The 25,529-nt window shown below is 72.0% G+C and carries 21 protein-coding genes; 20 read left to right on the forward strand and 1 reads right to left on the reverse strand.

Features of this window, described 5'->3' with window-relative positions; all coding sequences use genetic code 11:
- The 16 genes from ACI79S_RS17375 (at position 1) to ACI79S_RS17450 (ending at position 21,275) form a co-directional block, all read left to right on the forward strand.
- Complete coding sequence (locus tag ACI79S_RS17375) at positions 1-1,230, forward strand: DUF4032 domain-containing protein (RefSeq protein WP_456594692.1); 1,230 nt, start codon at positions 1-3, stop codon at positions 1,228-1,230.
- Positions 1,231-1,384: 154 nt separating this feature from the next.
- The gene (locus ACI79S_RS17380) at positions 1,385-2,692 is read left to right on the forward strand and encodes an extracellular solute-binding protein (protein ID WP_456594693.1); all 1,308 of its coding nucleotides are present in this window, start codon (positions 1,385-1,387) and stop codon (positions 2,690-2,692) included.
- Positions 2,689-3,648: a carbohydrate ABC transporter permease gene (locus ACI79S_RS17385; protein ID WP_456594694.1), complete on the forward strand. Its 960-nt coding sequence runs from the start codon at positions 2,689-2,691 to the stop codon at positions 3,646-3,648. The genes ACI79S_RS17380 and ACI79S_RS17385 overlap by 4 nt, the downstream gene beginning before the upstream one ends.
- A 2-nt stretch (positions 3,649-3,650) precedes the next feature.
- Positions 3,651-4,484 (forward strand): carbohydrate ABC transporter permease, encoded by an 834-nt coding sequence (locus ACI79S_RS17390; RefSeq protein ID WP_456594695.1) that lies wholly within the window; start codon positions 3,651-3,653, stop codon positions 4,482-4,484.
- Between the two features lie 55 nt (positions 4,485-4,539).
- Positions 4,540-5,847 (forward strand): ABC transporter ATP-binding protein, encoded by a 1,308-nt coding sequence (locus ACI79S_RS17395; RefSeq protein WP_456594696.1) that lies wholly within the window; start codon positions 4,540-4,542, stop codon positions 5,845-5,847.
- A gap of 137 nt (positions 5,848-5,984) precedes the next feature.
- On the forward strand, positions 5,985-7,586 hold the full coding sequence (locus ACI79S_RS17400; RefSeq protein ID WP_456594697.1) for a glycoside hydrolase family 13 protein: 1,602 nt from the start codon (positions 5,985-5,987) through the stop codon (positions 7,584-7,586).
- Positions 7,587-7,637: 51 nt separating this feature from the next.
- Positions 7,638-8,267 carry a signal peptidase II gene (lspA, locus tag ACI79S_RS17405; protein WP_456594698.1) on the forward strand — a complete coding sequence of 210 codons (630 nt, stop codon included), beginning with the start codon at positions 7,638-7,640 and terminating at the stop codon, positions 8,265-8,267.
- 46 nt (positions 8,268-8,313) lie between these two features.
- Complete coding sequence (locus tag ACI79S_RS17410; RefSeq protein WP_456594699.1) at positions 8,314-9,252, forward strand: RluA family pseudouridine synthase; 939 nt, start codon at positions 8,314-8,316, stop codon at positions 9,250-9,252.
- A 10-nt stretch (positions 9,253-9,262) separates the two neighbouring features.
- Positions 9,263-10,081 (forward strand): CPBP family glutamic-type intramembrane protease, encoded by an 819-nt coding sequence (locus tag ACI79S_RS17415; RefSeq protein ID WP_456594700.1) that lies wholly within the window; start codon positions 9,263-9,265, stop codon positions 10,079-10,081.
- A gap of 35 nt (positions 10,082-10,116) precedes the next feature.
- The gene (locus ACI79S_RS17420) at positions 10,117-10,551 is read left to right on the forward strand and encodes a GNAT family N-acetyltransferase (protein WP_456594701.1); all 435 of its coding nucleotides are present in this window, start codon (positions 10,117-10,119) and stop codon (positions 10,549-10,551) included.
- 207 nt (positions 10,552-10,758) lie between these two features.
- Entirely contained in the window at positions 10,759-14,319 is a 3,561-nt protein-coding gene (dnaE, locus tag ACI79S_RS17425) for a DNA polymerase III subunit alpha (RefSeq protein ID WP_456594702.1), read from the forward strand.
- 55 nt (positions 14,320-14,374) lie between these two features.
- A complete protein-coding gene (locus ACI79S_RS17430; RefSeq protein ID WP_456594703.1) occupies positions 14,375-14,980 on the forward strand; it encodes a hypothetical protein in 606 nt (201 codons plus the stop codon).
- A gap of 149 nt (positions 14,981-15,129) precedes the next feature.
- On the forward strand, positions 15,130-16,596 hold the full coding sequence (locus ACI79S_RS17435; protein ID WP_456594704.1) for a class I adenylate-forming enzyme family protein: 1,467 nt from the start codon (positions 15,130-15,132) through the stop codon (positions 16,594-16,596).
- 94 nt (positions 16,597-16,690) lie between these two features.
- Positions 16,691-18,496, forward strand: coding sequence for a DUF3556 domain-containing protein (locus ACI79S_RS17440; protein ID WP_456594705.1), 1,806 nt, complete (start codon positions 16,691-16,693; stop codon positions 18,494-18,496).
- Positions 18,493-19,908 (forward strand): phytoene desaturase family protein, encoded by a 1,416-nt coding sequence (locus ACI79S_RS17445; protein ID WP_456594706.1) that lies wholly within the window; start codon positions 18,493-18,495, stop codon positions 19,906-19,908. Before ACI79S_RS17440 ends, ACI79S_RS17445 begins: the two co-directional genes overlap by 4 nt.
- 41 nt (positions 19,909-19,949) lie before the next feature.
- Positions 19,950-21,275 (forward strand): PucR family transcriptional regulator, encoded by a 1,326-nt coding sequence (locus tag ACI79S_RS17450; protein WP_456594707.1) that lies wholly within the window; start codon positions 19,950-19,952, stop codon positions 21,273-21,275.
- 3 nt (positions 21,276-21,278) lie between these two features.
- Here ACI79S_RS17450 and ACI79S_RS17455 read toward each other — a convergent pair whose 3' ends face one another.
- Positions 21,279-22,079, reverse strand: coding sequence for an LON peptidase substrate-binding domain-containing protein (locus ACI79S_RS17455; protein ID WP_456594708.1), 801 nt, complete (start codon positions 22,077-22,079; stop codon positions 21,279-21,281).
- Positions 22,080-22,197: 118 nt separating this feature from the next.
- On the opposite strand from ACI79S_RS17455, the gene hisD reads away from it, so the two are divergent.
- The 4 genes from hisD to ACI79S_RS17475 are packed head-to-tail and all read left to right on the forward strand — an operon-like array spanning position 22,198 to position 25,406.
- Positions 22,198-23,502, forward strand: a complete 1,305-nt coding sequence (gene hisD, locus ACI79S_RS17460) for a histidinol dehydrogenase (protein ID WP_456594709.1) — start codon at positions 22,198-22,200, stop codon at positions 23,500-23,502.
- Positions 23,499-24,611 (forward strand): histidinol-phosphate transaminase, encoded by a 1,113-nt coding sequence (locus ACI79S_RS17465; RefSeq protein WP_456594710.1) that lies wholly within the window; start codon positions 23,499-23,501, stop codon positions 24,609-24,611. Before hisD ends, ACI79S_RS17465 begins: the two co-directional genes overlap by 4 nt.
- A gap of 5 nt (positions 24,612-24,616) precedes the next feature.
- Entirely contained in the window at positions 24,617-25,213 is a 597-nt protein-coding gene (hisB, locus tag ACI79S_RS17470) for an imidazoleglycerol-phosphate dehydratase HisB (protein WP_456594711.1), read from the forward strand.
- A gap of 16 nt (positions 25,214-25,229) precedes the next feature.
- A complete protein-coding gene (locus ACI79S_RS17475; RefSeq protein ID WP_456594712.1) occupies positions 25,230-25,406 on the forward strand; it encodes a hypothetical protein in 177 nt (58 codons plus the stop codon).
- The last annotated feature ends 123 nt before the right edge of the window (positions 25,407-25,529 follow it).

The following is a 25,529-nucleotide window of genomic DNA, read 5'->3' on the forward strand; positions in this document are numbered from 1 at the left end:
ATGCGGTACCTCTTCCGGCCACCGGCCACCGACGCGACCGGGCTGCTGTCGCTGCCGTGGCACCAGCCGCTGGAGGAGTGGGACGACGCCCTGCTGCTCGACGTCCCCTCGCGCGGCATCTCGCGGCACGTGGTGCGCTTCGTCGCGCTCGAGGGCCGGGTCTACGCGCTGAAGGAGATCGACGAGCGGCTGGCCCGGCACGAGTACGCGCTGCTGGCGCAGTTCGAGGGCGAGGGCCTGCCGGCGGTCTCGGTGCTCGGCATCTGCGTCGACCGGCCCGACGAGCAGCCGGCGGTGCTGGTCACCCGCTACCTCGAGTACTCGATGTCCTACCGCTGGCTGTTCTCCCGGCCGCGCGGCGCCCAGTCGGCCGAGCAGCTGCTCGACACGATGGTCGTGCTGCTGGTGCGGCTGCACCTGGCCGGCGTCTTCTGGGGCGACTGCTCGCTGTCCAACACGCTGTTCCGCCTGGACGCCGGCACGTTCGCCGCCTACCTGGTCGACGCCGAGACCGTCGAGCGCCACCCGCGCCTGTCGCCCGGCCAGCGCCGCTACGACGTCGACCTGGCCCGCGAGCGGGTCGGGGCCGAGCTGCTGGACCTGCGGTACGGCGGGCTGCTGCCCGAGGGCATCGACCCGATCGAGGTGGCCGACAGCCTGCCGCGGCGCTACGAGTCGCTGTGGGACGAGGTCACCCGCGAGGAGGTGTTCCGCACCGACGAGCAGCGCTACCGCGTGGCCGAGCGGCTGCAGCGGCTCAACGAGCTCGGCTTCGACGTCGGCGAGGTGGAGCTCCTCACCACCGACGAGGGCACCCGGCTGCGCGTCGAGACCCGGGTCGCCGAGCCCGGGCACAACCGCCGCGAGCTGTTCCGGCTCACCGGCCTGGAGGTGCGGGAGCGCCAGGCGCAGCGGCTGCTCAACGACGTCCGCGCCTTCCGCGCCTACCTGGAGCAGAAGTCCGGTCACCCGGTGCCCGAGACGATCGCCGGCCACCGGTGGCTGGGCGAGGTGTACCAGCCCGTCGTCGACGCCATCCCCGAGGACCTGCGCGGCCGGCTGGAGCCGGCCGAGGTCTTCCACGAGGTGCTCGAGCACCGGTGGTTCCTGTCGGAGAAGGCCGGCCGCGACGTCGGTACGACGAAGGCCGCGCGCTCCTACTTCGACACCGTGCTGCCCCGCACCCCTCAGGAGCTGACCACGCCGTCGGCCATCGCCGGGCGGAAGTAACCGCACGCAGGGAGGCTCGGCGGAGCGTCGGTCTCGGCCCGGTCGCGGATCGCCGCCAGGGGACCAGTTCGAATTGACACCCCATGTGAGCTGTATCACGCTCCGATAGCCGTCGTGATCACCGTCGGGGGAACGCCAACGGAGGCGAGGACTGATGCCGAACGCTCCTGGTCGGAAGCGCCAGAAGAAGCGGGCAGCGGGTGCCGCGGCCTCGCTCGTCGCGGTCGCCGCGCTGTCGGCCTGCGGAGGTGACTCGGGCGACGACTCGACGCTCACCTGGTACACCAACCCCGACTCGGGTGGGCAGGCGGAGATCGCCGCGCGCTGCACGGAGGAGGCGAACGGCGCGTACACCATCGAGACGGCGCAGCTGCCGCGCGAATCCTCGCAGCAGCGGGAGCAACTGATCCGGCGGCTGGCGGCGGAGGACGACTCGATCGACCTCATGAGCCTGGACCCGCCGTACATCCCCGAGTTCGCCCAGGCCGGCTTCCTGGCCCCGGTGCCCGGGGACGTCGCCGACCGGGTCACCGAGGGGGTGGTGCAGAGCGCCATCGAGGGATCGACCTGGGACGACGAACTGGTCGCCGTACCGTTCTGGGCCAACACGCAGCTGCTCTGGTACAAGCAGTCGGCTGCCGAGGCCGCCGGGCTGGACATGGACGAGCCGGTCACCTGGGAGCAGCTCGTCGCCGCGGCCCAGGAGCAGGACACCCAGATCGCCGCGCAGGGCATCCGCGCGGAGGCGCTCACGGTCTGGATCAACGCGCTGATCGAAGGCGCGGGCGGCTCGATCATCGAGGAGACCGCCGAGAACCCGGAGGACATCGTGCTCGGCCTCGAGTCCGAGGCCGCGGTGGAGGCGGCCGAGGCGATGCGGTCGGTGGCGACCGTCGGCGGCCCGGCCTTCTCCACCGCCGGGGAGGACGCCAACGTGACGGACTTCGAAGAGGGCGACGCGGCGTTCATGGTCAACTGGCCGTTCGTCTGGCCGCGGGCCCTGGCCGCCGTCGAGGCGGGCACGCTCGACCCGTCCGTCCCCGAGGACTACGGCTGGGCGCGCTACCCGCGGACCGTCGAGGACGAGGAGAGCAGGCCCCCCTACGGCGGCATCAACATCGGCGTCGGCGCCTTCAGCCGGAACACGGACCTGGCCTACGAGGCCGCCGAGTGCATCGTCTCCGAGGAGAACCAGACCTACTACTTCCTCACCAACGGGAACCCGGCGGCCCTGGCGTCGGTCTACGACGACCCCGAGGTGCTCGAGGAGTTCCCGCAGGCCCCGCTCATCCGGGAGTCGCTGGAGGCGGCCGCGCCCCGGCCGCAGACGGTCTACTACAGCGAGGTCTCCGGGGCGCTGCAGCGCGTCTACCACCCGGCGATCTCGGTCGACCCGGGCACCACCGGCGAGGAAGCCGCTGAACTCATCAACGCAGTCCTGGCAGGGGAGGAACTGCTGTGACCCAGACCACGCTCCCGCCGGTCAAGAAGACCGAACCGGTCTCGGCGCCCAAACGGGGGCTGAGCGACCGGTCGCGCAGCGAGCGGAAGCTCGGCTGGCTGCTGGCCGGCCCGGCGTTCGTGGTGATGCTGGCGGTCACCGCCTATCCGATCCTGCAGGCCGTCTACGAGTCGCTGTTCTCCTACCGGCTCACCGACCCGGCCAACCGGGAGTTCACCGGGCTGACCAACTACTGGGTGATCCTCACCGACCCCATCTGGTGGCAGGCCATCTGGGTCACCGTCTTCATCACGGTGGTCACCGTCGCGGTGGAGCTGGTGCTCGGCTTCGGACTCGCCATGGTGATGGCCAAGGCACTCAGCTCCATCCGGCCGGTGGTGCGCGCGGCGATCCTCATCCCGTACGCGGTGATCACCGTGGTCTCCGCATTCGCCTGGCAGTTCGCCTTCGACATCAACACCGGGTTCGTGAACTCCTGGTTCGCCTGGATCCCCGGGGTGACCGAGAACACGGACTGGTTCGGCGACCGGTGGCAGTCCCTGCTGGTCATCTGCCTGGCGGAGATCTGGAAGACCACCCCGTTCATCTCGCTCCTGCTGCTGGCGGGTCTCGCGCAGGTGCCCGAGGTGCTGCAGGAGGCGGCGAAGGTCGACGGCGCCACGTGGTGGCAGCGGCTGTGGCGGGTGACGATCCCGAACATGAAGGCGGCGATCATGGTCGCCCTGCTGTTCCGCAGCCTGGACGCGTTCCGGGTCTTCGACAGCATCTTCATCATGACCGGCGGCGCCAACGGCACCGAATCGGTGTCGTTCCTCGCCTACCGGCAGACGATCGCCCGATTGGAGATCGGGCTGGGTTCGGCGGTGTCGGTGCTGCTCTTCCTCGTGGTGGTGCTGATCGCCTTCACCTTCATCAAGGCATTCAAGGTCGATCTGGCCTCGACGCGGGGGGAGTGACGATGTCCACTCGGAAGAAGGTCATGTGGTGGATCGGTGGCGCGATCATCGTCGTCTACGCGCTGTTCCCGATCGCCTGGATCATCTCCATCTCGCTGAAGGCCCCGTCGGACATCGCCAACGGTCAGTTCCTGCCGACCAGCGTCTCCTGGGGCAACTACGAGACGGTCCTGACCGGAGATGCGAGCGAACTGTTCCTGCCCGCGCTGCGCAATTCGTTCGGCATCTGCCTGATCGCCACGGCCATCTCCTGCCTGCTGGCGATGTTCGCCGCCTACGCCATCGCGCGGTTGGACTTCCCGGGCAAGAAGGTGATCCTCTCCACGGCGCTGGCGGTGGCGATCTTCCCGGTCATCTCGATCGTGACGCCGCTGTTCAACGTGTGGCGGCAGATCGGTCTCTACGACACCTGGCCCGGGCTGATCCTCCCGTACCTGTCGCTGACACTGCCCATCTCGATCTGGACGATGTCGGCCTTCTTCCGGGAGATCCCGTGGGAGATGGAGCAGGCCGCGCAGGTCGACGGCGCCACGACGTGGCAGGCGTTCCGCAGGGTGATCGTGCCGTTGGCCGCTCCCGGCGTGTTCACCACGGCGATCATCGCGTTCTTCATCGCCTGGAACGACTTCGTCTACGGCATCGTCCTGACCTCCACCGAGGCGGCCCGGCCCGTTCCCGCCGCGCTCGGCCTGTTCAGCGGCGCCTCCCAGTTCGAGGACCCGACGGGCGCGATCGCGGCGGCCGCCCTGATCGTGACGATCCCGGTCGTCGTCCTCGTGCTCCTCTTCCAGCGGCGCATCGTCGCCGGCCTCACCAACGGCGCGGTCAAGGGCTGACCGCCATGGCTCCGACCTGCCTCACCTCATCGACCCACCGAGGGGACGAACACTGATGGCCTCCATCGAGATGAAGAACATCGTCAAGAAGTACGGCGACGGGTTCCCGGCGGTCAACGACGTCAGCCTGGACATCGCCGACGGGGAGTTCATGATCCTGGTCGGCCCCTCCGGCTGCGGGAAGTCGACCCTGCTGCGGATGATCGTCGGCCTCGAGGACATCACCAGTGGAGACATGATCATCGGCGGCAAGCGGGTCAACGACCTGGCGCCCCGCGACCGGAACCTCTCCATGGTCTTCCAGAACTACGCCCTGTACCCGCACATGACGGTGTTCGAGAACATCGCCTTCCCGCTGCGGCTGGCCAAGACCCCCGACGACGAGGTCCGCCGGAAGGTGACCGAGGCCTCCGACGTCCTCGAGCTCGAGGAGCACCTCGACCGCAAGCCGGCCAACCTCTCCGGTGGTCAGCGCCAGCGCGTCGCCATGGGGCGGGCCATCGTCCGTGACGCCGAGGCGTTCCTCTTCGACGAGCCGCTGTCCAACCTCGACGCCAAGCTGCGCGGGCAGATGCGCACCGAGATCTCCCGGCTGCAGCGCCGGCTCGGCATCACCACCGTCTACGTCACCCACGACCAGACCGAGGCGATGACCCTCGGCGACCGGGTCTGCGTCCTGCGCAAGGGCGAGATCCAGCAGGTCGCCTCACCGCGGGAGCTGTACGAGCAGCCGGTCAACCTCTTCGTCGCCGGCTTCATCGGCTCGCCCCCGATGAACTTCCTGCCGGCGACGCCCGAGGGCAACACGCTGAAGACGCCGTTCGGGACGATCGAGCTGGACGCCGGCCGCGCCGCCAAGGTGGCCGGCCGCGAGCTGCTGCTGGTCGGTATCCGGCCGGAGTACTTCGAGGACGCATCACTGGTCGACGAGGCCAAGCGCCCGCTCGGCTCGACGTTCCGGGCGCGGGTCGACGTCACCGAGTGGCTGGGGGACTCGCAGTACGCCTACATCCCGTACGAGGCGCCTGAGTCGATCCAGGCGCAGCTGCGTGACCTGTCCAAGGAGCTGGACTCCGAGGAGCTGCGCACCCAGGCGATCGTGTCGATCGACGCGACCAGCCGCATCCGCGAGGGCCGGGAAGCGGAGTTCTGGCTCGACAGTCGCAAGGTGCACGTGTTCGACCCGGAGACCGGGGACAACCTCACCCGCGACGCCGAGGCCGGCGCCGAGCTCACCCGGATGGCGGCCCAGGACCGGGTCGAGCAGCTCGAGGACTCGCAGGCGCAGGCGGGCCGTGCGTCCGGGGACGGTGCACCCGTGCGCGGGGCGCAGGTGGGCGGGGCCACGGCGGCCTCGGCCTGAGGAAGGACCACCCTTCACCCCACGCCTCGCAGGCTCGGCGCGGGACCCTGGAGGGCGGCCGTTCCAGCACCTCACCAGGCTCGGAGTCGGCAACGACGGGGTGGGACACGTGGTGGCGGGACGCCGTCGTCTACGAGGTGTACCTGCGGAGCTTCGCCGATTCCGATGGGGACGGGATCGGCGATCTCGGTGGTCTGCGCCGTCGGTTGCCCTACCTCGCCGAACTCGGCGTCGACGCGCTGTGGATCACCCCCTGGTACCCCTCGCCGATGGCCGACGGCGGGTACGACGTCGCCGACTACTGCGACATCGACCCCCGGTTCGGCACCCTCGCGGACGCCGACGCGCTGCTTGCCGAGGCCCACGCGCTCGGGCTCCGCGTCATCACCGACCTGGTCGCCAACCACACCTCCGACCGGCACCCGTGGTTCCGGGCGGCCCTGGCGGCCGGGCCGGGGTCACCCGAGCGGAGCCGGTACTTCTTCCGCGACGGCCGGGCGGGCGGCGCGGCGCCGCCCAACGACTGGATCAGCGCCTTCGGTGGCCCGGCCTGGACGCGGGTGCGCGAGCCCGACGGCTCGCCGGGGCAGTGGTACCTGCACCTCTTCGCCCCGGAGCAGCCCGATCTCGACTGGGACCACCCGGGCGTCCGCGACGACTTCGACGCGATCCTGCGCTTCTGGTTCGACCGGGGGATCGACGGGATCCGGGTCGACGCCGCCCCCGCGATGGCCAAGGTCACGGGCCTGCCCGATGCAGGCCACGGACCGGGGGCCCTGTTCGAGTCCCGCACCTGGGTGGGCAATCCGCACTGGGACGTCGACGGCGTTCATGACATCCTCCGGCGCTGGCGGCGGATCGGGGACAGCTACGAGGGCGGCCGGCTGTTCGTCACCGAGGCGGTGGTGAACGGTCCCGAGCGGCTCAGCCGCTACGTCCGGCCGGACGAGATGCACACCAGCTTCAACTTCGACTACCTGGCCTCGCCCTGGGACGCCGGCCACCTCCGCGCCGTGATCGACGCCAGCCTGGCCGCCCTCGAACCGGTCGGGGCGCCGGCCACCTGGGTGCTGTCCAGCCACGACGAGACCCGGCACGTGACCCGGTTCGGGCGCGCCCGGAGCGCGGCCGCCACGATGGGCTTCGACACCGGCGCGTCGGCCGCCGACCTGGAGCTCGGGCTCCGCCGGGCCCGGGCCGCCGCTCTGCTCACCCTCGCCCTGCCCGGCTCGGCCTACGTCTACCAGGGCGAGGAGCTGGGCCTGCCCGAGGTGGAGGACCTGCCGGAGGAGGTGCTGCAGGACCCGACGTGGGAACGGTCGGGCCACACCGCCCGGGGCCGTGACGGGTGCCGGGTGCCCCTCCCGTGGTCGGGCGACCGCCCGCCGTTCGGGTTCACCGAGGACGGCGTCGAGCCCTGGCTGCCGCAGCCCGCGGACTGGGCGGGCGCCACCGTCGCCGCACAGCTGGCGGACCCGACGTCGACCCTGTCCCTGTACCGCACGGCCCTCCACCTCCGCCGGCGCATCCCGGCCATGCGCAGCGGCGACTTCTCCTGGTGGCGGACCGCCGACGACGTCCTCGCGTTCGATCGCGGACCGGCGTTCCGGTGCGTGGTGAACCTGTCGGACGAGCCGCTGGACCTGCGCGGTGCGGGCCGCCGTCTCCTGTCCAGCGAACCCTGCGCAGACCTGCTGCCCCCGGACACCGCGGTCTGGCTGGCGCCCGGCGCCTCGTAGCGGCCGTCTCCTGCGACCGGGGACCGACCCTCGCGGCTATCGTCGACGGAGATGGCCGCGCGGCCACCGCGATCCCGCCGAGCCGAGGAGCCCCCGCTGTCCGAGCACGTCGAGCCGGCCGACCACGCGTCCGCGGGCTCCTCCGCCGTCGCGCCGCCCGGCCGGCCGCGCACCCGGCTGCTGCTGAGCCTGGCCGCCGTCGTCCTCCTGGCCGACCTCGTGACCAAGCTCGTCGTCGTGGCGACGATCGAGCCGGGTGAGGACATCCGGCTGCTCGGCGGCGCGCTGTACCTGACCAACCTGCGCAACACCGGCGCCGCCTTCTCCTTCGCGGAGGGGGCCACGGTGCTGTTCAGCCTCATCGCGATCGTCGTGGCCGTCGTCATCGTCCGCACCGCCCGCCGGCTGCGCTCGACCGGCTGGGCGGTCGCGCTGGGTCTGGTGCTGGGCGGCGCGGTGGGCAACCTGATCGACCGCGTCTTCCGCGACCCCGGCTTCCTGCGCGGAGGCGTCGTCGACTTCCTCTCGGTGTTCGGCCCCGACGGCAGCGTGTGGCCGGTGTTCAACGTGGCCGACTCGGCGATCGTCTGCGGCGGCATCCTGGGTGCGGTGCTGGCGCTGCGGGGCATCGAGTTCGACGGCAGCCGCAGCGGTGCGGAGGAGCGGCCCCGCGCCGTCTGAGGTCCGGCTCCGCCGTCCCCTCCGCCCCGACCCGCACAATGGTCACGTGACCAGCACTCCCGGCCTGCACCGGGCCCTACCGGTGCCCGACGGGCTGGAGGGGCAGCGGGTGGACCAGGCCCTGTCCCGGCTCTTCGGCCTGTCCCGCACGACGGCGGCCGAGCTCGCCGACGCCGGCCACGTCGTCGTGGACGGCCGGGTGCGCGGCAAGGGCGACCGGCTCGCCGGGGGCAGCTGGCTGGAGGTCGAGCTGCCGCCCCCGCCCGGCGAGCCCCCGCCGCCCAGACCGGTCGAGGGGATGACGATCCTGTTCGACGACGACGACCTGGTGGTCGTCGACAAGCCGGTGGGCGTCGCCGCGCACCCCAGCCCCGGCTGGGACGGGCCCACCGTCATCGGCGGCCTGGCCGCCGCGGGGTACCGCATCTCCACCTCGGGTGCCGCCGAGCGGCAGGGTGTGGTGCACCGGCTCGACGCCGCCACCACCGGCGTGATGGTGGTCGCCAAGAGCGAGCGCGCCTACACCGCGCTCAAGGCCGCGTTCAAGGAACGGACGGTCGAGAAGGGCTACCACGCGCTCGTCCAGGGCCACCCCGACCCGTCGCGCGGCACCATCGACGCGCCGATCGACCGGCACCCGCGGCACGACTGGAAGTTCGCCGTCGTCAGCGGGGGGCGACCGTCGGTCACCCACTACGAGGTGACGGAGGCGTTCGCCGCCGCCAGCCTCGTGGACATCCGGCTCGAGACCGGGCGCACGCACCAGATCCGGGTGCACTTCTCCGCGCTGCGCCACCCCTGCGTCGGGGACACCACCTACGGCGCCGACCCGACCCTCGCCGCGCGGCTGGGGGTCTCCCGCCAGTGGCTGCACGCGGTGCGGCTGGGCTTCCCGCACCCGGCCGACGGGCAGTGGGTCGAGGTCACCAGCGAGTACCCGCCCGACCTCGCCGGCGCGCTGGCCCTGCTGCGCGCCGAGGCCTGAACCCGCGGCGGTGACGGGTCTGCCGGTCGCGCTCGGCGACTTCGGCCCGGCGGCGTTCGCCGCGGTCGTGGTCGCCGTCTACCTGGTGGTGGGGGAGCCCGTCGTCGGGCACGTGCTGCACCGCCGGTTCGAAGGGCGGCTGCGCACCGACGCGGGTGCCCGCCGCTCATTCTACCGGCGGCTGCTCGTGCTCGAGTGGGGCCTGGCCGTGGTCGCCCTCGTCGTCTGGCTCGCGGCTCCGGGGGTGGACGCCGCGGCCGTGGGGCTGGTCTGGCCGCGGGAGTGGCCCGGGCCGGTCACCACGGCGGTCGTCGTGCTGGTGCTGCTGCTCGTCGTCGCCTCCACCCGCCAGCTGCGCGCCGGCGCGCTGCTGGAGGCGGCCCGGCCGGCGCGGCGCGCGGGTCATTCCCCGCCCGCCCACGGCCGGCACGCCGAGCCGCCCGGGCAGTCCACCCTCGCGCTGCTGCCCCGCACCGGGAGCGAGCGGCGGCTGTTCACCCTGGTCGGCGTCACCGCGGGGGTGTGCGAGGAGTGGCTGTACCGGGGGTTCTTCCTCGCCGTCGTCGCCGCCATGACCGGAGACCTGCCCACCTGGGTGCTCGTGGTCGTCGCCGCGGCGGCGTTCGGCCTGGCGCACGCCTACCAGGGCCGGCCGGGCATCGTCCTGACCGGTGTGCTGGGCGGGGTGATGGCCGCGCTCTACCTGGACACCGGGTCGTTGCTGCTGCCGGTGCTGCTGCACGCGCTGATCGACCTGCGCTTCCTGCTCGTGCCGGCCAGCGCCCTGCCGGCGTCGGTGCACGAACGGCCCGAGGCCCCCGGCCGCTGACCGGCCCGGTCGCCCGGAGCGCCAGAATGGTCGTCGTGCCCAGCCCCACCGCCCAGGTCGCCACCACCGCCGACTGGCCGGAGGTGGCGGCGCTGCGGACCCGGGTGTTCGTCGAGGAGCAGGGCGTCGCGCCCGAGATCGAGCAGGACGACGCCGACGCGGTCGCCGTGCACGTGCTCAGCCGCGACGTCTCCGGCCGCGTGGTCGCGACCGGGCGGCTGCTCCTGGACGGCGCCACGGCGCGCATCGGCCGGATGGCCGCCGCTGCCGAGGTCAGGGGGAGGGGGCACGGGGCCGCGGTCCTCGCCGAGCTGCACCGGGAGGCCGTCGTGCGCGGGGCCCGGGAGGTCGAGCTGCACGCCCAGCTGCCGGCCCGCCGCTTCTACGAGCGAGAGGGGTACACGGCCGTCGGCGAGGTCTACGAGGAGGCGGGCATCCCGCACGTCACCATGCGGCGCGCGCTGCCCTGAGCCGTGCCGGGGCCGCTGTGACGGATCGGTCCACTGTGAGCAGACACGTCGTGTCAGACCCTCGGCGTAGAACCGAACCAGTGCGAGGATCGACCCACCGGCCCGCCGGTGCGCGCCACCTCGCACGCACTGCCGGTCTTCCCCGCCGGTCGCCCGCCGCGTGACGCCGGCCGGGCACGCACGACCCGTGAGGAGCGCAGACCCGCTGTGAGCAGCCCGTCCGATTCGTTCGTGCACCTGCACGTGCACACCGAGTACTCGATGCTCGACGGCGCGGCGAAGCTGCCGGAGGTCACCAAGGCCGCGGCGGAGCAGGGCATGCCGGCGCTGGCCATGACCGACCACGGCAACGTGTTCGGCGCCTACGACTTCTACAAGCAGGCGGGCGCCGCCGGGGTCAAGCCGATCATCGGCATGGAGGGGTACTACACCCCGGGCTCTCGGTTCGACCGGGCGCCGTTCGACTTCGGCGACAACCTGATCGACGAGGAGGGTGACGGCGGCTCCAACCGGGGGAAGGCCGCGTACACCCACATGACGCTGCTGGCCCGCACCACGGAGGGGATGCACAACCTCTTCCGCATCTCCTCGCTGGCCAGTCTCGAGGGGCAGTACCGCAAGCCCCGGTTCGACCGGGACCTGCTGGAGCGCTACGGCAAGGGCCTGATCGCCACGACCGGCTGCCCGTCGGGCGAGGTGAACATGTGGCTGCGCGCCGGCAAGGAGGACAAGGCGCGCCAGGCGGCCGCGGACTTCCAGGACATCTTCGGGCGGGAGAACTTCTACGCCGAGCTGATGGACCACGGCCTGTCCATCGAGAAGAAGACCCGCCCCGCCCTGCTGGCGATCGCCAAGGACCTCGGCATCCCGCTGCTGGCCACCAACGACCTGCACTACACGCACAAGGAGGACGCCGAGGCCCACGACGCCCTGCTGTGCATCCAGACCGGCTCGCGGCTCAACGAGCCCAACCGCTTCAAGTTCAACGGTGACGGCTACTACCTGAAGTCCGCCGCCGAGATGCGGGCGCTGTTCACCGGTGACCTGCGGGAGGCGTGCGACAACACCCTCCTGGTCGCCGAGCAGTGCGAGATCACGTTCACCGAGGGCGCCGACCTCATGCCCCGCTTCCCCCTGCCGCCGGGGGAGGACGAGACCTCCTGGTTCGTGAAGGAGGTCGAGCGGGGCCTGCACAAGCGCTACCCGAACGGCATCCCCGACCACGTGCGCAAGCAGGCCGACTACGAGGTCGGGATCATCTGCCAGATGGGCTTCCCGGGGTACTTCCTCGTGGTCGCCGACTTCATCAACTGGGCCAAGGACAACGGCATCCGGGTGGGCCCGGGCCGTGGCTCGGCCGCGGGCTCGCTGGCGGCGTACGCCATGGGCATCACCGACCTCGACCCGCTCCAGCACGGGCTGATCTTCGAGCGGTTCCTGAACCCCGAGCGCGTCTCCATGCCCGACGTCGACATCGACTTCGACGACCGCCGCCGGGGCGAGGTCATCCAGTACGTCTCGAAGAAGTACGGCGAGGAGCGGGTCAGCCAGATCGTCACCTACGGGACGATCAAGGCGAAGGCCGCGATCAAGGACGCCGCCCGGGTGCTCGACCGGCCCTACTCGGTGGGCGATGAGCTGACCAAGCTCATGCCCCCGGACGTGATGGGCAAGGGCATCCCGCTGTCGGGGGTCTTCGACCCGGCCCACCCGCGCTACAAGGAGGCCGCGGAGTTCCGCGCCCGCTACGAGTCCGACCCCGGGGCGGCCGAGGTCGTCGACCAGGCCCGCAAGCTCGAGGGGCTGAAGCGGCAGTGGGGCGTGCACGCCGCCGGTGTCATCATCGGCCGCTACCCGCTGATCGACAGCATTCCGATCATGCGGCGCGAGGCCGACGGCGCCATCATCACGCAGTTCGACTACCCGACCTGCGAGACGCTCGGCCTGCTGAAGATGGACTTCCTGGGGCTGCGCAACCTCACGGTCATCGACGACGCGCTGCGCAACATCGTGATCAACGGCAAGGAGCCGGTCGACCTCGACGAGATCAGCAAGGACCTCACCGACCCGAACACCTACGCGCTCCTCTCCCGCGGTGACACCCTCGGGGTCTTCCAGTTCGACGGCGGGCCGATGCGCTCGCTGCTGCGCCTCATGCGGCCGGACAACTTCGAGGACATCTCCGCCGTCGGCGCGCTCTACCGGCCGGGGCCGATGGGCGCGAACTCGCACACCAACTACGCGCTGCGCAAGAACGGCCAGCAGGAGATCACGCCGATCCACCCGGAGCTCGCCGAGCCGCTGGAGGAGATCCTCGGCCAGACCTACGGCCTGATCGTCTACCAGGAGCAGGTCATGGCGATCGCGCAGAAGGTCGCCGGGTACTCCCTCGGCAAGGCCGATCTGCTGCGTCGCGCGATGGGCAAGAAGAAGAAGTCGGTCCTGGACGCCGAGTTCGTCGGCTTCGAGGCGGGGATGAAGGCCAACGGCTTCTCCAGCGCCGCCATCAAGACGCTGTGGGACATCCTCGTCCCGTTCGCCGACTACGCGTTCAACAAGGCGCACTCGGCCGCCTACGGCCTGGTCTCGTACTGGACCGCCTACCTCAAGGCGAACTACCCGGCCGAGTACATGGCCGGGCTGCTCACCAGCGTCCAGGACGACAAGGACCGCCGGCCGATCTACCTGGCCGAGTGCCGCCGGATGGGCATCAAGGTGCTCCCGCCGGACGTCAACGAGTCCTCCTGGGACTTCACCGCCGTCGGCACCGACATCCGGTTCGGCCTGGCCTCGGTGCGCAACGTCGGCACCAACGTCGTCGAGTCGATCGTCCGGGCCCGTGAGGAGAAGGGCGCGTTCAAGGACTTCGCCGACTTCATGCGCAAGATCGACACGGTGGCCTGCAACAAGAAGGTCATCGAATCCCTGGCCAAGGCCGGCGCGTTCGACTCCCTCGGCCACTCGCGCCAGGGCATCGTCGCGATCCACGCCCAGGCGGTCGACTCCGCGATGGGGCTCAAGCGCAAGGAGGCCGAGGGCCAGTTCGACCTGTTCGGCAGCTTCGGCGCCGACGCCGCGGCGGACGACCCGTTCGCCGGCGCCCTCGACATCACCATCCCCACCGCCGACTGGTCCAAGAGCGAGCGGCTGATGTTCGAGCGCGACATGCTCGGCCTCTACGTCTCCGACCACCCGCTGCACGGGGTCGAGCACGTGCTGGCGGCCAACGCCGACACCCCCATCGCCGAGATCAACGCCGGCGGGGTCGAGGACGGCGCCAACGTCACCATCGCCGGCATCCTCACCTCGGTCTCCCCGCGGACCAACAAGCAGGGCGCGCCGTGGGCGATCGCCACGCTGGAGGACCTCGAGTCCGGCATCGAGGTGCTGTTCTTCCCGAAGACGTGGGCCGAGGTCTCGGAGAAGGTGGTCCGCGACCAGATCATCGTGGTCAAGGGCCGGATCAGCCGGCGGGACGACCAGCCCTCGCTGTTCGGCTCGGAGGTCATCGTCCCCGAGCTCACCGAGGGCGCGCGCGGTCCCGTGCTGGTCTCGATGGCCGCCGCCCGGTGCACCCCACCGGTGGTGGAGCGGTTGAGGGAGGTGCTGGGCAGCCACCCGGGCACCACGGAGGTGCGGCTCAAACTGGTCAACGGCAGCCGGGAGACGGTGCTGCGGCTCGACCAGGGGCTGCGGGTCCAGCCCAGCACCGCCCTGATGGGCGATATCAAGGCACTCCTCGGACCGACGAGCGTGGCGCTGCTCTGAGCCGGTGGCCGGGGGTGCGGGTGATCGGTGCCCGCCGCCGTTGTTCACTGGGACGGTGAGCACCCCACCGCTGCCCCTCCAGCCCGTGCCGGGGGTGCCCGCGCACGCCTACTGGCGGGGCTGGCCGGAGGTCCGGGAGGACCTGCGCGCCGGCCGGACGCTCCTGGTGGGGCTCGTCCTCGCCGGCCTGCCCGCGGGTGCGCTCTGGTGGCTGCTGGCCCCCCGGGCCGAGTTCCAGGTGACCGAGACCGGCCCGGTCGCCGTCGGCCCGCCGGCGGCGGAGGTGCGGATCGCCGACGACACCGTGCTCGTGCTCGTGCTGCTCGGGGTAGGGCTGCTGGCCGGCGCCGCGGCGTGGCAGGTTCGCCGCGGCCGGGGGGTGGGCATGCTGGTCGTCCTCGTGGCCGGTACGTCGGCCGCGGCCGTCCTCGCCTGGCAGGTCGGAGAGCTGCTCGGGCCCTCACCCACCGAGGCCCAGCTCTCCCAGGTCGGCGCCCAGGTCACCACGGGGCTGGTGCTGAGTTCCCCGCCCGGTCTGGCCGCCGCGCCGTTCGCCGCGCTGCTGGTGTACCTGGGCTGCGCGCTGCTGGCCGCCGACGACGCCCTCGGCCGACCGGCGGGTGGCACCGCCGGGGCCGGTGCGCTCCGCCCCGTGCGCTGAGCCGACGCACCGTGCACGGTGCACAAACGCCGGAGCCAAGTTGGTGCGCTGGGGACGTGGGCAGGTCCACGCTTCGTTCCTAGTGTCGTCGGTCACAGGGCCTGCGTGGTGCGGGTCACACGGCGCGACCACCGAGGAGACGGCGACGGATGAGCTTCGGTTACCTGCCCTGGGAGCGACGGGAGACCTCCGGTGACGCGCCGTGCGTGCGGGACGAAGCGGTCGAACTGACCTACGCGGAACTCGACGCCCGGATCACCGCCTTCGCCGGGCAGCTCACCGAGCACGGGTTCGGTCGCGGCCACGTCCTCGCCGTCATGCTGCCCAACCGGGTCGAGCTCCTCGTGGCGCTCTTCGCTGCGTGGCGGCTCGGCGGAGCCGTGACCCCGGTGAACCCCGTCTTCACGGCGAGTGAGGCCGAGCACCAGATCGCCGACTCGGGCGCCACGCTGGTGGTGAACCTCGGGCCGGGCGCGCCCGCCGCCGGTCGGCCGGCGATATCCGTCGACGACATGCGGGTGGCCGGCTCCGGCGCGCAGCTCCCGCCGGTCCCCCTGGCGGGGCACGACCTGGCCTTGCTCATCTACACCAGTGGATCGACCGGCCGGCCGAAGGGCGTCATGCTCGACCACGCCAACGTCGAGGCGATGACGAGCACCATGGCCGGCCACTTCTCCCTGACCGAGCGGGACCACTGCCTGCTGGTGCTCCCGCTCTTCCACGCCAACGCGCTCATGGTGAGCGCGCTCGCGACCTTCCGGGCCGGCGGGCAGCTGAGCATCGTGGGCAGCTTCTCGGCGAGTCGCTTCTTCGACCAGGTGGAGCGGCTGCGGCCGACGTACTTCTCCGCCGTCCCGACCATCTACGCCCTGCTGGCCTCCCTCCCCGACGACGTCCGCCCCGACACCTCGTCGCTGCGCTTCGTCGTCTGCGGCGCCGCTCCGGTCCCGGCGGAGCTCCTCGACCGCTGCGAGGAGCGTTTCGGCTTCCGGATGGTCGAGGGCTACGGGCTCACCGAGGGCACCTGCGCGTCGGCGTGCAACCCGGTCGACGGGGTGCGCAAGCTCGGGAGCGTCGGCCCCGCCCTGCCCGGTCAGCGCATCGAGATCCGTGGTGAGGACGGTGCCCCCGTGCCCACCGGTGCGATCGGCGAGGTGGTGATCGCCGGCCCCACCGTCATGCGCGGGTACCTCGGCAGGCCCGAGGCGACGGCGGAGACGCTGGTCGACGGGTGGCTGCGTACCGGCGACGTGGGCCGCCTGGACGACGACGGCTACCTCACCGTCGTCGACCGTGTGAAGGACATGATCATCCGCGGAGGGGAGAACATCTACCCCAAGGAGATCGAGGCGGTCCTCACCACCGTGCCCGGCGTCCTCGAGGCAGCGGTCGTGGGCCGGCCCGACGCCGTCCTCGGGGAGTCGCCCGTGGCCTACGTGAGCCTCTACCCGGACGCCCGGGTCACCGAGGAGCACCTGCTCGAGCACTGCCGTCGCCACCTCACCCGGGTGAAGGTCCCGGAGCGGATCGAGATCGTCGACGGCCTGCCCAAGAACCCGGTGGGCAAGACCGACAAGCCCGCCATCCGCCGGTCGCTGCAGCCGCAACCGGTCTGACCGACAGCTTCCCCCGCACCCCACTGCACGGCGCCCACCAGCAGCGAGAGCACCCCTCTCGCTGATCACCCCTGCCCGTACGAAGGAGCAACCCATGGGCTTCAAGACCGCAGACATGCCGCCGGTGGACCCGGCGCACTTCGAAGCGATGCCCTTCATGGACCGCATGCGGATGCTCGCCACCCACTGGTGCGAGTACGGCTTCGGCGGCCCGAAGACCAACCACATGCTCTACGTCTACAAGCTCGCCTTCTACGTGGTCGGCGGGTTCGCGGTCGTCGGGCTGACGACGCCGGGACTGGGCTTCGGCGACCTCGGGGCGTGGTGGGGCGAGCCGATCGTCTACCAGAAGTTGATCATCTGGACGATCCTGTTCGAGATCACCGGCTGGGCGTCGTCCTCCGGTCCGCTGGCGTTCAAGTTCAAGCCGTTCATCGGCGGCTTCCTCTACTGGTCGAAGCGGGGCACGCTCCGGCTGCCCCCGTGGCCGGGCAAGGTCCCCTTCACCGCGGGTGACCACCGCACCGCTTTCGATGTGGGCCTGTACTTCTGCATCCTGGCCACGCTGGTGTTCCTGCTTGTCGGCCCGGGCGTGCGCACCGACGCCCTGCCCGGCAGCGAGGCCGGCCTGCTGCCGCAGTGGGGCCTGCTGACCTTCGTGGCGCTGATCGTCGTCATGGGGCTGCGCGACCGCGTCGTCTTCCTGGCGGCCCGGTCCGAGCAGTACGTCGCGGTGCTGTTCTTCTTCGGCGTCCTGAGCAACCACGTCGACATGATCATCGCGGCCAAGATCGCCATGGTCACCATCTGGATGGGCGCCGGTGTCTCGAAGTTCGGCCACCACTTCACCAACGTCGTCCCGCCGATGATGAGCAACACCCCGTGGCTGACGTCGCTGCGTTTCAAGCGGGCGCTGTACCGCGACTACCCGAACGACCTGCGGCCGTCCAAGGTCGCCTGGGCGTTCGCGCACATCGGCGGCACGGTCGTCGAGCTGGTGCTCCCGCTGGTGCTGCTCTTCTCGACGAACGCCACGATCACCTGGCTGGCGATCGTCGGCATGATCGTCTTCCACATCTTCATCACGTCGACGTTCCCGCTGGCCGTCCCCCTGGAGTGGAACGTCTTCTTCATGTTCGCCACGGCATGGCTGTTCGGCGGATTCCCGGCCGGTGAGGGCTACGGCATCGGCGACATCAGCTCGCCGTGGCTGCTGCTGCCCATCGTGGCCGTGTTCGTGGCCTTCCCGATCCTGGGCAACCTGCGGCCGGACCTGGTCTCCTTCCTCCCGTCGATGCGGCAGTACGCCGGCAACTGGGCTTCGGCGACGTGGGCCTTCCGCGGCGACGAGGCGGAGGACAAGCTGAACAAGCACCTGGTCAAGTTCAACCCCAACCAGATCGACCAGCTCTCCGGCGCGTTCGGCAAGGAGGTCGCCGAGATCTTCATGCAGAAGGCGGTGGCCTGGCGGACCATGCACAGCCAGGGCCGCGGCCTGATGTCGCTGATGATGCGGCATCTCGACCGGATGGAGAACTACCGCATCCGCGAGGGCGAGTTCGTCTGCACCACGCTGGTGGGCTGGCAGTTCGGTGACGCCCACCTGCACAACGAGCAGACCATCCGCGCCGTCCAGCAGCGCTGCGCCTTCGAGCCCGGCGAGTGCGTCGTCGTGTGGGTCGAGTCCCAGCCGATCCACCGCTCCACCCAGCAGTACAAGGTGATCGACGCGGCGCTGGGCGTGGTGGAGCGGGGCTACTGGGAGGTGAGCGATGCGGTCGCCGAGCAGCCGTGGCTGCCCAACGGCCCCATCCCGCACACGGTCACGTGGCGGAGCCCGGGATACGCACCCGCCGGCGAGCACCCGCACCCCGTCGTCCGTGCCAGTGTGAGTGCATGACCGACGCCGTCGTGGTCGGCAGCGGGCCCAACGGGCTCGCTGCCGCCCTCACCCTCGCCGCCGCCGGCGTGCACGTCACGGTCCTGGAGGCCGCGGACACCATCGGGGGAGGGACCCGCAGCAGTGCCCTCACGCTGCCGGGTCTGCTCCACGACGAGTGCGCCGGCTTCCACCCGCTCGCCGTGGACACCCCGTTCTCCCGCGCGTTCGACCTCGGCGCGCACGGGCTGACGTGGCGGTGGGCGGACATCGAGTACTCCCACCCGCTGGACGGCGGCCGCGGTGCCGCCGTCCAGCGGTCGGTGGAGGCGACCGCCGACCACCTGGGGGCCGACGCCGATCGGTACCGCAGCCTGTTCGGCCCGCTGGCGGAGCGCTTCGGCGACATCTCCGAGGACTTCCTGCAGCCTCTGCTGCACGTCCCGGCGCACCCCGTGAAGCTCGCCCGGTTCGGCGTCTACTCGCTGCTCCCGGCGGCGGTCCTCGCGCGGCGGTGGTCCACGGAGGAGGCGCGCGCCCTGTTCGCCGGCGTCGCCGCCCACGCCTTCCGGCCGTTCGGCTCACCGGCGTCCTCGGCCATCGGCGTGGCCCTCGGCACGGCCGCGCACCGCTACGGGTGGCCCGTGGCCGAGGGAGGGTCGGTGGCCATCAGCCGGGCGGTGTCCGCCCTGCTCTCCCGGTACGGGGCGAAGGTGGAGACCGGGGTGACCGTCGGCTCGCTGGCCGAGCTGGAGGACCCGGACATCGTCATGCTCGACCTCGCGCCGCGGGCCGCCGCCCGGCTCGTCGGCGACCGGATGCCCCGGCGGGTCTCGCGGGCGCTGAACCGGTACCGGCACGGGCCGGGGTCGTTCAAGGTCGAGTTCGCCGTCCAGGGCGGCGTCCCGTGGGCCCACGAGCCGTCGCGGCGGGCCGGGACGGTCCACGTCGGGGGCACGTTCGAGGAGATCGCCGCAGCCGAGAAGGACATCGGCCGCGGCCGCATGCCCGACCGTCCCTTCGTCCTGGTCGGGCAGCAGTACGTCGCCGATCCGACCCGCTCGAGCGGTGACGTCCACCCGCTGTACAGCTACGCCCACGTGCCGGCGGGCTACACCGGGGACGCGACGAGGGCCATCGAGCAGCAGATCGAGCGGTTCGCACCCGGCTTCCGCGACCGCGTGCTGGCCCGGCACGTGACCTCGGCCGCGGGGCTGGAGGCGCACAACGCCAACTACGTCGGTGGGGACGTCGTCACCGGCGCGAACGACCCGCTGCAACTGGTGTTCCGCCCGCGGGTGGCCCTGGACCCGTACTCCCTCGGGGTCGACGGTGTGTACCTGTGCTCGGCGGCCACGCCCCCCGGCGCCGGGGCCCACGGGCTCTGCGGGTACAACGCCGCCCGGTCGGCCCTGTCGCGGATCGCGCGCTGAGGGTCGGGTATGGACGGACGGGGACGGCAGCGGGACTCGGGATGAGCACGGGCAGCGATCAGCGACGCCGGTCGCCGGCGCCGGACGGCGGTGGCGAGCGGATCCTCGCGCTGGTCTCGCAGGCCGCCCAGCGGCTGGACCTCCGGCAGCCGCAGATCGCCCGGGACATGAGCGATCTCATCGCGCGGCACATCCGGACCCTGGACGTCGACCCGCAGTTCATGGAACTGCTCCGGGCCAGCGTGGACGCCAACACCAAGACGCTCACGCACATCCTGACCAACCACATCCCGATCGAGCACCTGCAGCCCACGACGGCCGCGGTGGAGTACGCCCTCCGGCTGGCGCAGCGGGAGATCCCGGCCAACTCCCTCGTCCGCGCCTACAGCGTCGGCAAGGACGATTTCATCGAGCAGATGTTCCCCGACGTCCAGGCGCTCGACTGCACGGCGGAGGAGAAGTTCGAGGTCCTGCACCACATGGCCACCGTGGTCGGGCGGTACATCGACTGGATCTCCCAGTACGTCTTCGAGGCCTACGAGGCCGAACGGGAACGGTGGCTGAGCACGCAGGGGACCGTGCGCGCGGCACTCATCCACGACGTGCTGGCCGGTCAGAAGGTGGTGCCCGCACGGTTCGAGCGCGAGACCGGCTACCGGCTGACGGCCCACCACCTCGGGATGATCATCTGGTCGGTCGACGCCGCGCCGGCGCCCGACGAGCTCCGGTTGCTCACCTCCGTGGTGTCGAAGGTCGCGACGGGGGCCGGCTGCTCGGGGCCGCCCCTGGTGACCGCGGTCGACCGCGAGACCGCCTGGGCGTGGCTGCCCTTCGCGGGCCGGCCGGGAGACGTCGACACCGCTCAGATCTGCCGGCTCGTCGAGCAGGCCCGGACCTGCCGGGCCACCCTGGGGCTGTCCGGGTCCGGCGTGGAGGGGTTCCGCCGCACCCACGAGCAGGCCCGGGCAGCGCGCCGTGTCGCCGTGGCCTCGCACACGACCACCCCGGTCACGGGCTTCGGTGACGAGGGGGTCGCCATCACCTCGATGCTGGCCGGCGATCTCGACTCCGCCCGGGCGTGGATCCACGAGGTCCTCGGCCCGCTCGCGGTGGACAACGATGCGTCGCAGGTGCTGCGCGAGACGTTGCGGGTCTTCTACCTCACGGGGGAGAGCTACACCGAGACCGCAGAGATCATGCGGCTGCACCGCAACACGGTGAAGTACCGGGTGTCCCGAGCGCTGGAGCTGCGGCAGCCCGCAGCGCGATCGCACCGGGTGGACCTCGCGGTGGCCCTGAACGCCTGCCACTTCCTGGGGTCCGCCGTGCTCGACGCCGGCACCCGCGCGGACGCACCGCCGGCCTGACGGTCAGTTCACCGTCATCGGGACGGCGAACTGCTGCAACGGGGCCGGTACCGCGCCGAGGGTCTGCAGCAGCGTCAGCTCCCGGCGCAGCAGCCGGGACTCCGCGGCGAGGCGGCGGCGGGTCGCGGACTCCGCCAGCAGCGCCTGCCGGTCCTCGGTGGTCAGCAGCGCCGAGGAGGCGACCAGCCAGGACAGCGCGGTGGGGTCGTCGGCCGCCGCGGCGAGCCGCACCGCCGCCTCCGCGCCGTCCCCGTGCGCGCCGGCACCCAGCGCCGCCACCTCCGCGACGTACCGGGTGAAGAGGTCACCGACCCCGTGGGCGAGCAGGTCCAGCGATCCGCGGGCGACCGAGCTGGCCACCTCGTCCGCCGGCGGAGCCAGCCCTCCGGAGCCGTCGGTGACCGCCTCGGCGTCCCCGGCGGCCTCCTCCGCGGCCTCCTCCTCGGCCAGCCACTCCACCTCCGCCTGCAGGTACGGCGGGTCGTCCCCGACCACGACGTCGAGCAGCCGGAAGCGCTCCCCACCGACGGTCACGATGCGGAACCCGCCGTCGGACTGCGGCTGCACCCGCTGCAGCCGCGCGGTGCACCCGATGTCGTAGAGCGCCGCCGCGGGGGCCACCCGCTCGACCTCCCAGCCCTGCCGGATCGCCACGACCCCGAAGAACCTGCGGTCACCGAGCTCGGGCAGGTCCATCAGATCGCGCATCAGGCGGCGGTAGCGCGGCTCGAAGATCTGCAGGGGCAGCACGACCCCGGGGAAGAGGGGCCGTCCCAGCGGGAACAGCGGGATCAGCTCACCCATCCCGAGAAGCGTACGGCCCCCTGGCCGCCTGGCCGTTCGGCCGCCCCGGGGCCGTCGTGGGTCGCTGGATACCCTGGGATCCGCGTCGTACCACCGATCCGACCCCCGGAGGCCCCCCGTGCTGGCACGCATCGACCTGCGCGGACACGCGCTGCCCGGCGTCCGGGAGCTCGCCGGGCTGCTGCCACGGGCCGCCACCGACATCGACTCGGTGCTCGCCACCGTCCGCCCGCTCTGCGAGGACGTGCGGCTCCGGGGCGCCCAGGCGGTGCGGGAGATCACCGCCCGGCTCGACGGCGTGGACGCCGAGGACTTCGCGGTTCCCCAGGAGGCGCTCGACCGCGCGCTCGCCGAGTGCGACCCGACGCTGCGGGAGGCCCTGGAGGAGGCCATCGCCCGGGTGCGGAAGGTGCACGGCGACCAGCGGCGCACCGACGTCACCACGGAGGTCGCGGCCGGCGGGACGGTCACCGAGCGCTGGCTCCCGGTCCGCCGCGTGGGGCTGTACGTGCCCGGCGGCCTCGCGCCGCTGCTGTCCAGCGTCGTGATGAACGTGGTGCCCGCGCAGATCGCCGGCGTCGAGTCGATCGCGGTGGCCTCCCCGCCGCAGCGGGACAACGGTGGCCTGCCCGACCCGGGGGTCCTCGCCGCCTGCGCGCTGCTGGGCGTCACCGAGGTCTACGCCGTCGGTGGCGCGCAGGCCATCGCCGTCTTCGGGTACGGCGCCGGCTCCTGCGAGCCGGTCGACATGGTCACCGGCCCCGGCAACGTCTACGTGACCGCCGCGAAGCGGCTGCTGCGCGGGCTGATCGGCATCGACTCCGAGGCGGGCCCCACCGAGGTCGCGATCCTCGCCGACGACACCGCCGACCCCGCGCACGTCGCCGCCGACCTCATCAGCCAGGCCGAGCACGACCCCCTGGCCGGCGCGGTGCTGGTGACCGACAGCGAGGAGCTGGCCGACGCCGTCCTGGCGCTGGTGCCCGGGCAGGTGGCCGCCACCAAGCACTCCGACCGGATCACCACCGCCCTGGACGGCAGCCAGTCCGGCATCGTGCTGGTCGACGACCTGGACGCCGGGCTGCGGGTGGTCGACGCCTACGCCGCCGAGCACCTGGAGATACAGACCCGCGACGCGCGGGCCGTCGCGATGCGGGTGCGGAACGCGGGCGCGATCTTCGTCGGCGCCTGGTCGCCGGTCTCCCTGGGCGACTACTGCGCCGGCTCCAACCACGTGCTGCCCACCGGCGGGTGCGCGCGGCACTCCAGCGGGTTGTCCGTGCAGTCGTTCCTGCGCGGCATCCACGTGGTCGAGTACGACGAGCAGGCGCTGGCCGACGTCGCCCGGCACATCGACGCCCTCGCCGGTGCCGAGGACCTCCCGGCGCACGCGGCCGCGGTGCGGGTCCGGCAGCGGTCGTGACCTCGCTCGACGAGCTCCCGCTGCGGCCGGAGCTGCGTGGCCGCACGCCCTACGGCGCCCCGCAGCTGCCGGCCGCGCACCGGCTCAACACCAACGAGAACCCGCACCCGCTGCCGGCCGAGCTGCTCGCCGACCTCGGCGCAGCGCTCGGGCGCGCGGCGCTGGAGCTCAACCGCTACCCCGACCGGGACGCCATGGCGCTGCGGGCCGACCTCGCCGCCTACCTGGCCCGGGCCGGTGGTCAGCCGCTGGAGCCGGCCCAGGTGTGGGCGGCCAACGGCTCCAACGAGGTGCTGCAGCAGATCCTGCAGGCGTTCGGGGGAGCGGGCCGCACGGCGCTCGGGTTCACGCCCTCGTACTCGATGCACCCGATCATCGCGGCCGGCACCGGCACGGCGTGGGTCGACGGGCACCGGGCCGCCGACTTCACCATCGACCCCGCGGCCGCCGTGGCGCAGGTGCGCGAGGTGCGGCCGGACGTCGTCTTCGTGACCAGCCCGAACAACCCCACCGGCACCGCCGTGGCGCTGGAGACGATCGCGGCGCTGTACGAGGCGACATCCGGGGTGCTCGTGGTCGACGAGGCCTACGCGGAGTTCGCCCGGACCGGCACCCCGTCGTCGCTCACCCTGCTCCCGGGCCGCCCGCGGCTGATCGTGAGCCGCACGATGAGCAAGGCGTTCGGCATGGCCGGGCTACGGCTGGGCTACCTGGCCGCGGACCCGGCCGTCGTGGACGCCATCCAGCTGGTCCGCCTGCCCTACCACCTGAGCTCGCTCACCCAGGCCGCCGCCCGGGCCGCGCTGGCGCACACGGATGCGCTGCTGGCGACCGTCGACGCGGTCAAGGCCCAGCGCGACCGCATCGTGGCCGCGCTGCCGGAGCTGGGGCTCACGAGCGTGCCCAGCGACGCCAACTTCGTCCTCTTCGGGCACTTCGCCGACGCGCCCGCAGCGTGGCGGGCGCTGCTGGACCGGGGGGTGCTCGTGCGGGACGTCGGTCTCCCGGGGTGGCTGCGGGTGACCGCCGGCACCGCCGAGGAGACCGACGCCTTCCTCACCGCCCTGGGTGAGGTCGCGCCGGCCCACCGCACGACTCTGGGAGACTGACGCCCATGACCCGCACCGCACGCGTCGAGCGCCAGACCAACGAGACCAAGCTCGTTGTGGAGCTCGACCTCGACGGCACCGGCAGCAGCTCGATCAGCACGGGCGTCGGTTTCTACGACCACATGCTCACCGCGCTGTCGAAGCACAGCGGCATCGACCTCACCGTCCAGGCCGACGGCGACCTGCACATCGACGCCCACCACACGGTCGAGGACGTCGCGATCGCGCTGGGTCAGGCGTTCGCCGAGGCGCTGGGGGACAAGCGCGGCATCACCCGCTACGGCGACGCCACCATCCCGATGGACGAGGTGCTGGCGCAGGCGGCGGTCGACCTCTCCGGCCGGCCGTACTTCGTGCACGCCGAGCCCGAGAACATGACGCCGATGATCGGGCCGGACTACCCGACGTCGCTGACCAAGCACGTACTGGAGTCCTTCGCGTTCAACGCGCGGATCAGCCTGCACGTGCGGGTGCTCTACGCCGGCCGGGACGCGCACCACATCGTCGAGGCGCAGTTCAAGGCGCTGGCGCGGGCCCTGCGCGCGGCCGTCGCGATCGACCCCCGGGTCACCGACGTGCCGTCCACCAAGGGCGCGCTGTGACCCGGCGCGGCCGGCGGTGAACGCGGGCCTGCCGCTGCTGCTGCTCGGTGGGTTCCTGCTCGGTGGCGCGTGGAGCATCTGGCGCGCGGACACCCTCGACGGCCGGCGCACCGGGCCACAGGTCGCGTTCGCCGTCATCCTGCTGATCGCGGCCGTGCTGGCCAGCGCGGCAGGTGTCCTGCGCATGGTCTAGGTGTACTGCCCGGACAGGTTGGTGCACCGCGTGGTGAGTGATCGGTCTTGATGTGAGGAGGGACCTCCGGGTTCTGTTTGGGAGCCGCCAAGCACCCATCCAGACCCCAGGAGGTCCCTCGTG

The sequence above is a fragment of the Blastococcus sp. SYSU DS1024 genome (genome assembly GCF_054050795.1).

Bases quoted from the DNA above. Each gene is read 5' to 3' on its own strand.
- ACI79S_RS17375 (WP_456594692.1), top strand. From the start codon at position 1: ATGCGGTACCTCTTCCGGCCACCGGCCACCGACGCGACCGGGCTGCTG.
- ACI79S_RS17380 (WP_456594693.1), top strand. From the start codon at position 1,385: ATGCCGAACGCTCCTGGTCGGAAGCGCCAGAAGAAGCGGGCAGCGGGT.
- ACI79S_RS17390 (WP_456594695.1), top strand. From the start codon at position 3,651: ATGTCCACTCGGAAGAAGGTCATGTGGTGGATCGGTGGCGCGATCATC.
- ACI79S_RS17395 (WP_456594696.1), top strand. From the start codon at position 4,540: ATGGCCTCCATCGAGATGAAGAACATCGTCAAGAAGTACGGCGACGGG.
- lspA (WP_456594698.1), top strand. From the start codon at position 7,638: ATGGCCGCGCGGCCACCGCGATCCCGCCGAGCCGAGGAGCCCCCGCTG.
- ACI79S_RS17435 (WP_456594704.1), top strand. From the start codon at position 15,130: ATGAGCTTCGGTTACCTGCCCTGGGAGCGACGGGAGACCTCCGGTGAC.
- ACI79S_RS17440 (WP_456594705.1), top strand. From the start codon at position 16,691: ATGGGCTTCAAGACCGCAGACATGCCGCCGGTGGACCCGGCGCACTTC.
- ACI79S_RS17445 (WP_456594706.1), top strand. From the start codon at position 18,493: ATGACCGACGCCGTCGTGGTCGGCAGCGGGCCCAACGGGCTCGCTGCC.
- ACI79S_RS17450 (WP_456594707.1), top strand. From the start codon at position 19,950: ATGAGCACGGGCAGCGATCAGCGACGCCGGTCGCCGGCGCCGGACGGC.
- ACI79S_RS17455 (WP_456594708.1), bottom strand. From the start codon at position 22,079: ATGGGTGAGCTGATCCCGCTGTTCCCGCTGGGACGGCCCCTCTTCCCC.
- hisB (WP_456594711.1), top strand. From the start codon at position 24,617: ATGACCCGCACCGCACGCGTCGAGCGCCAGACCAACGAGACCAAGCTC.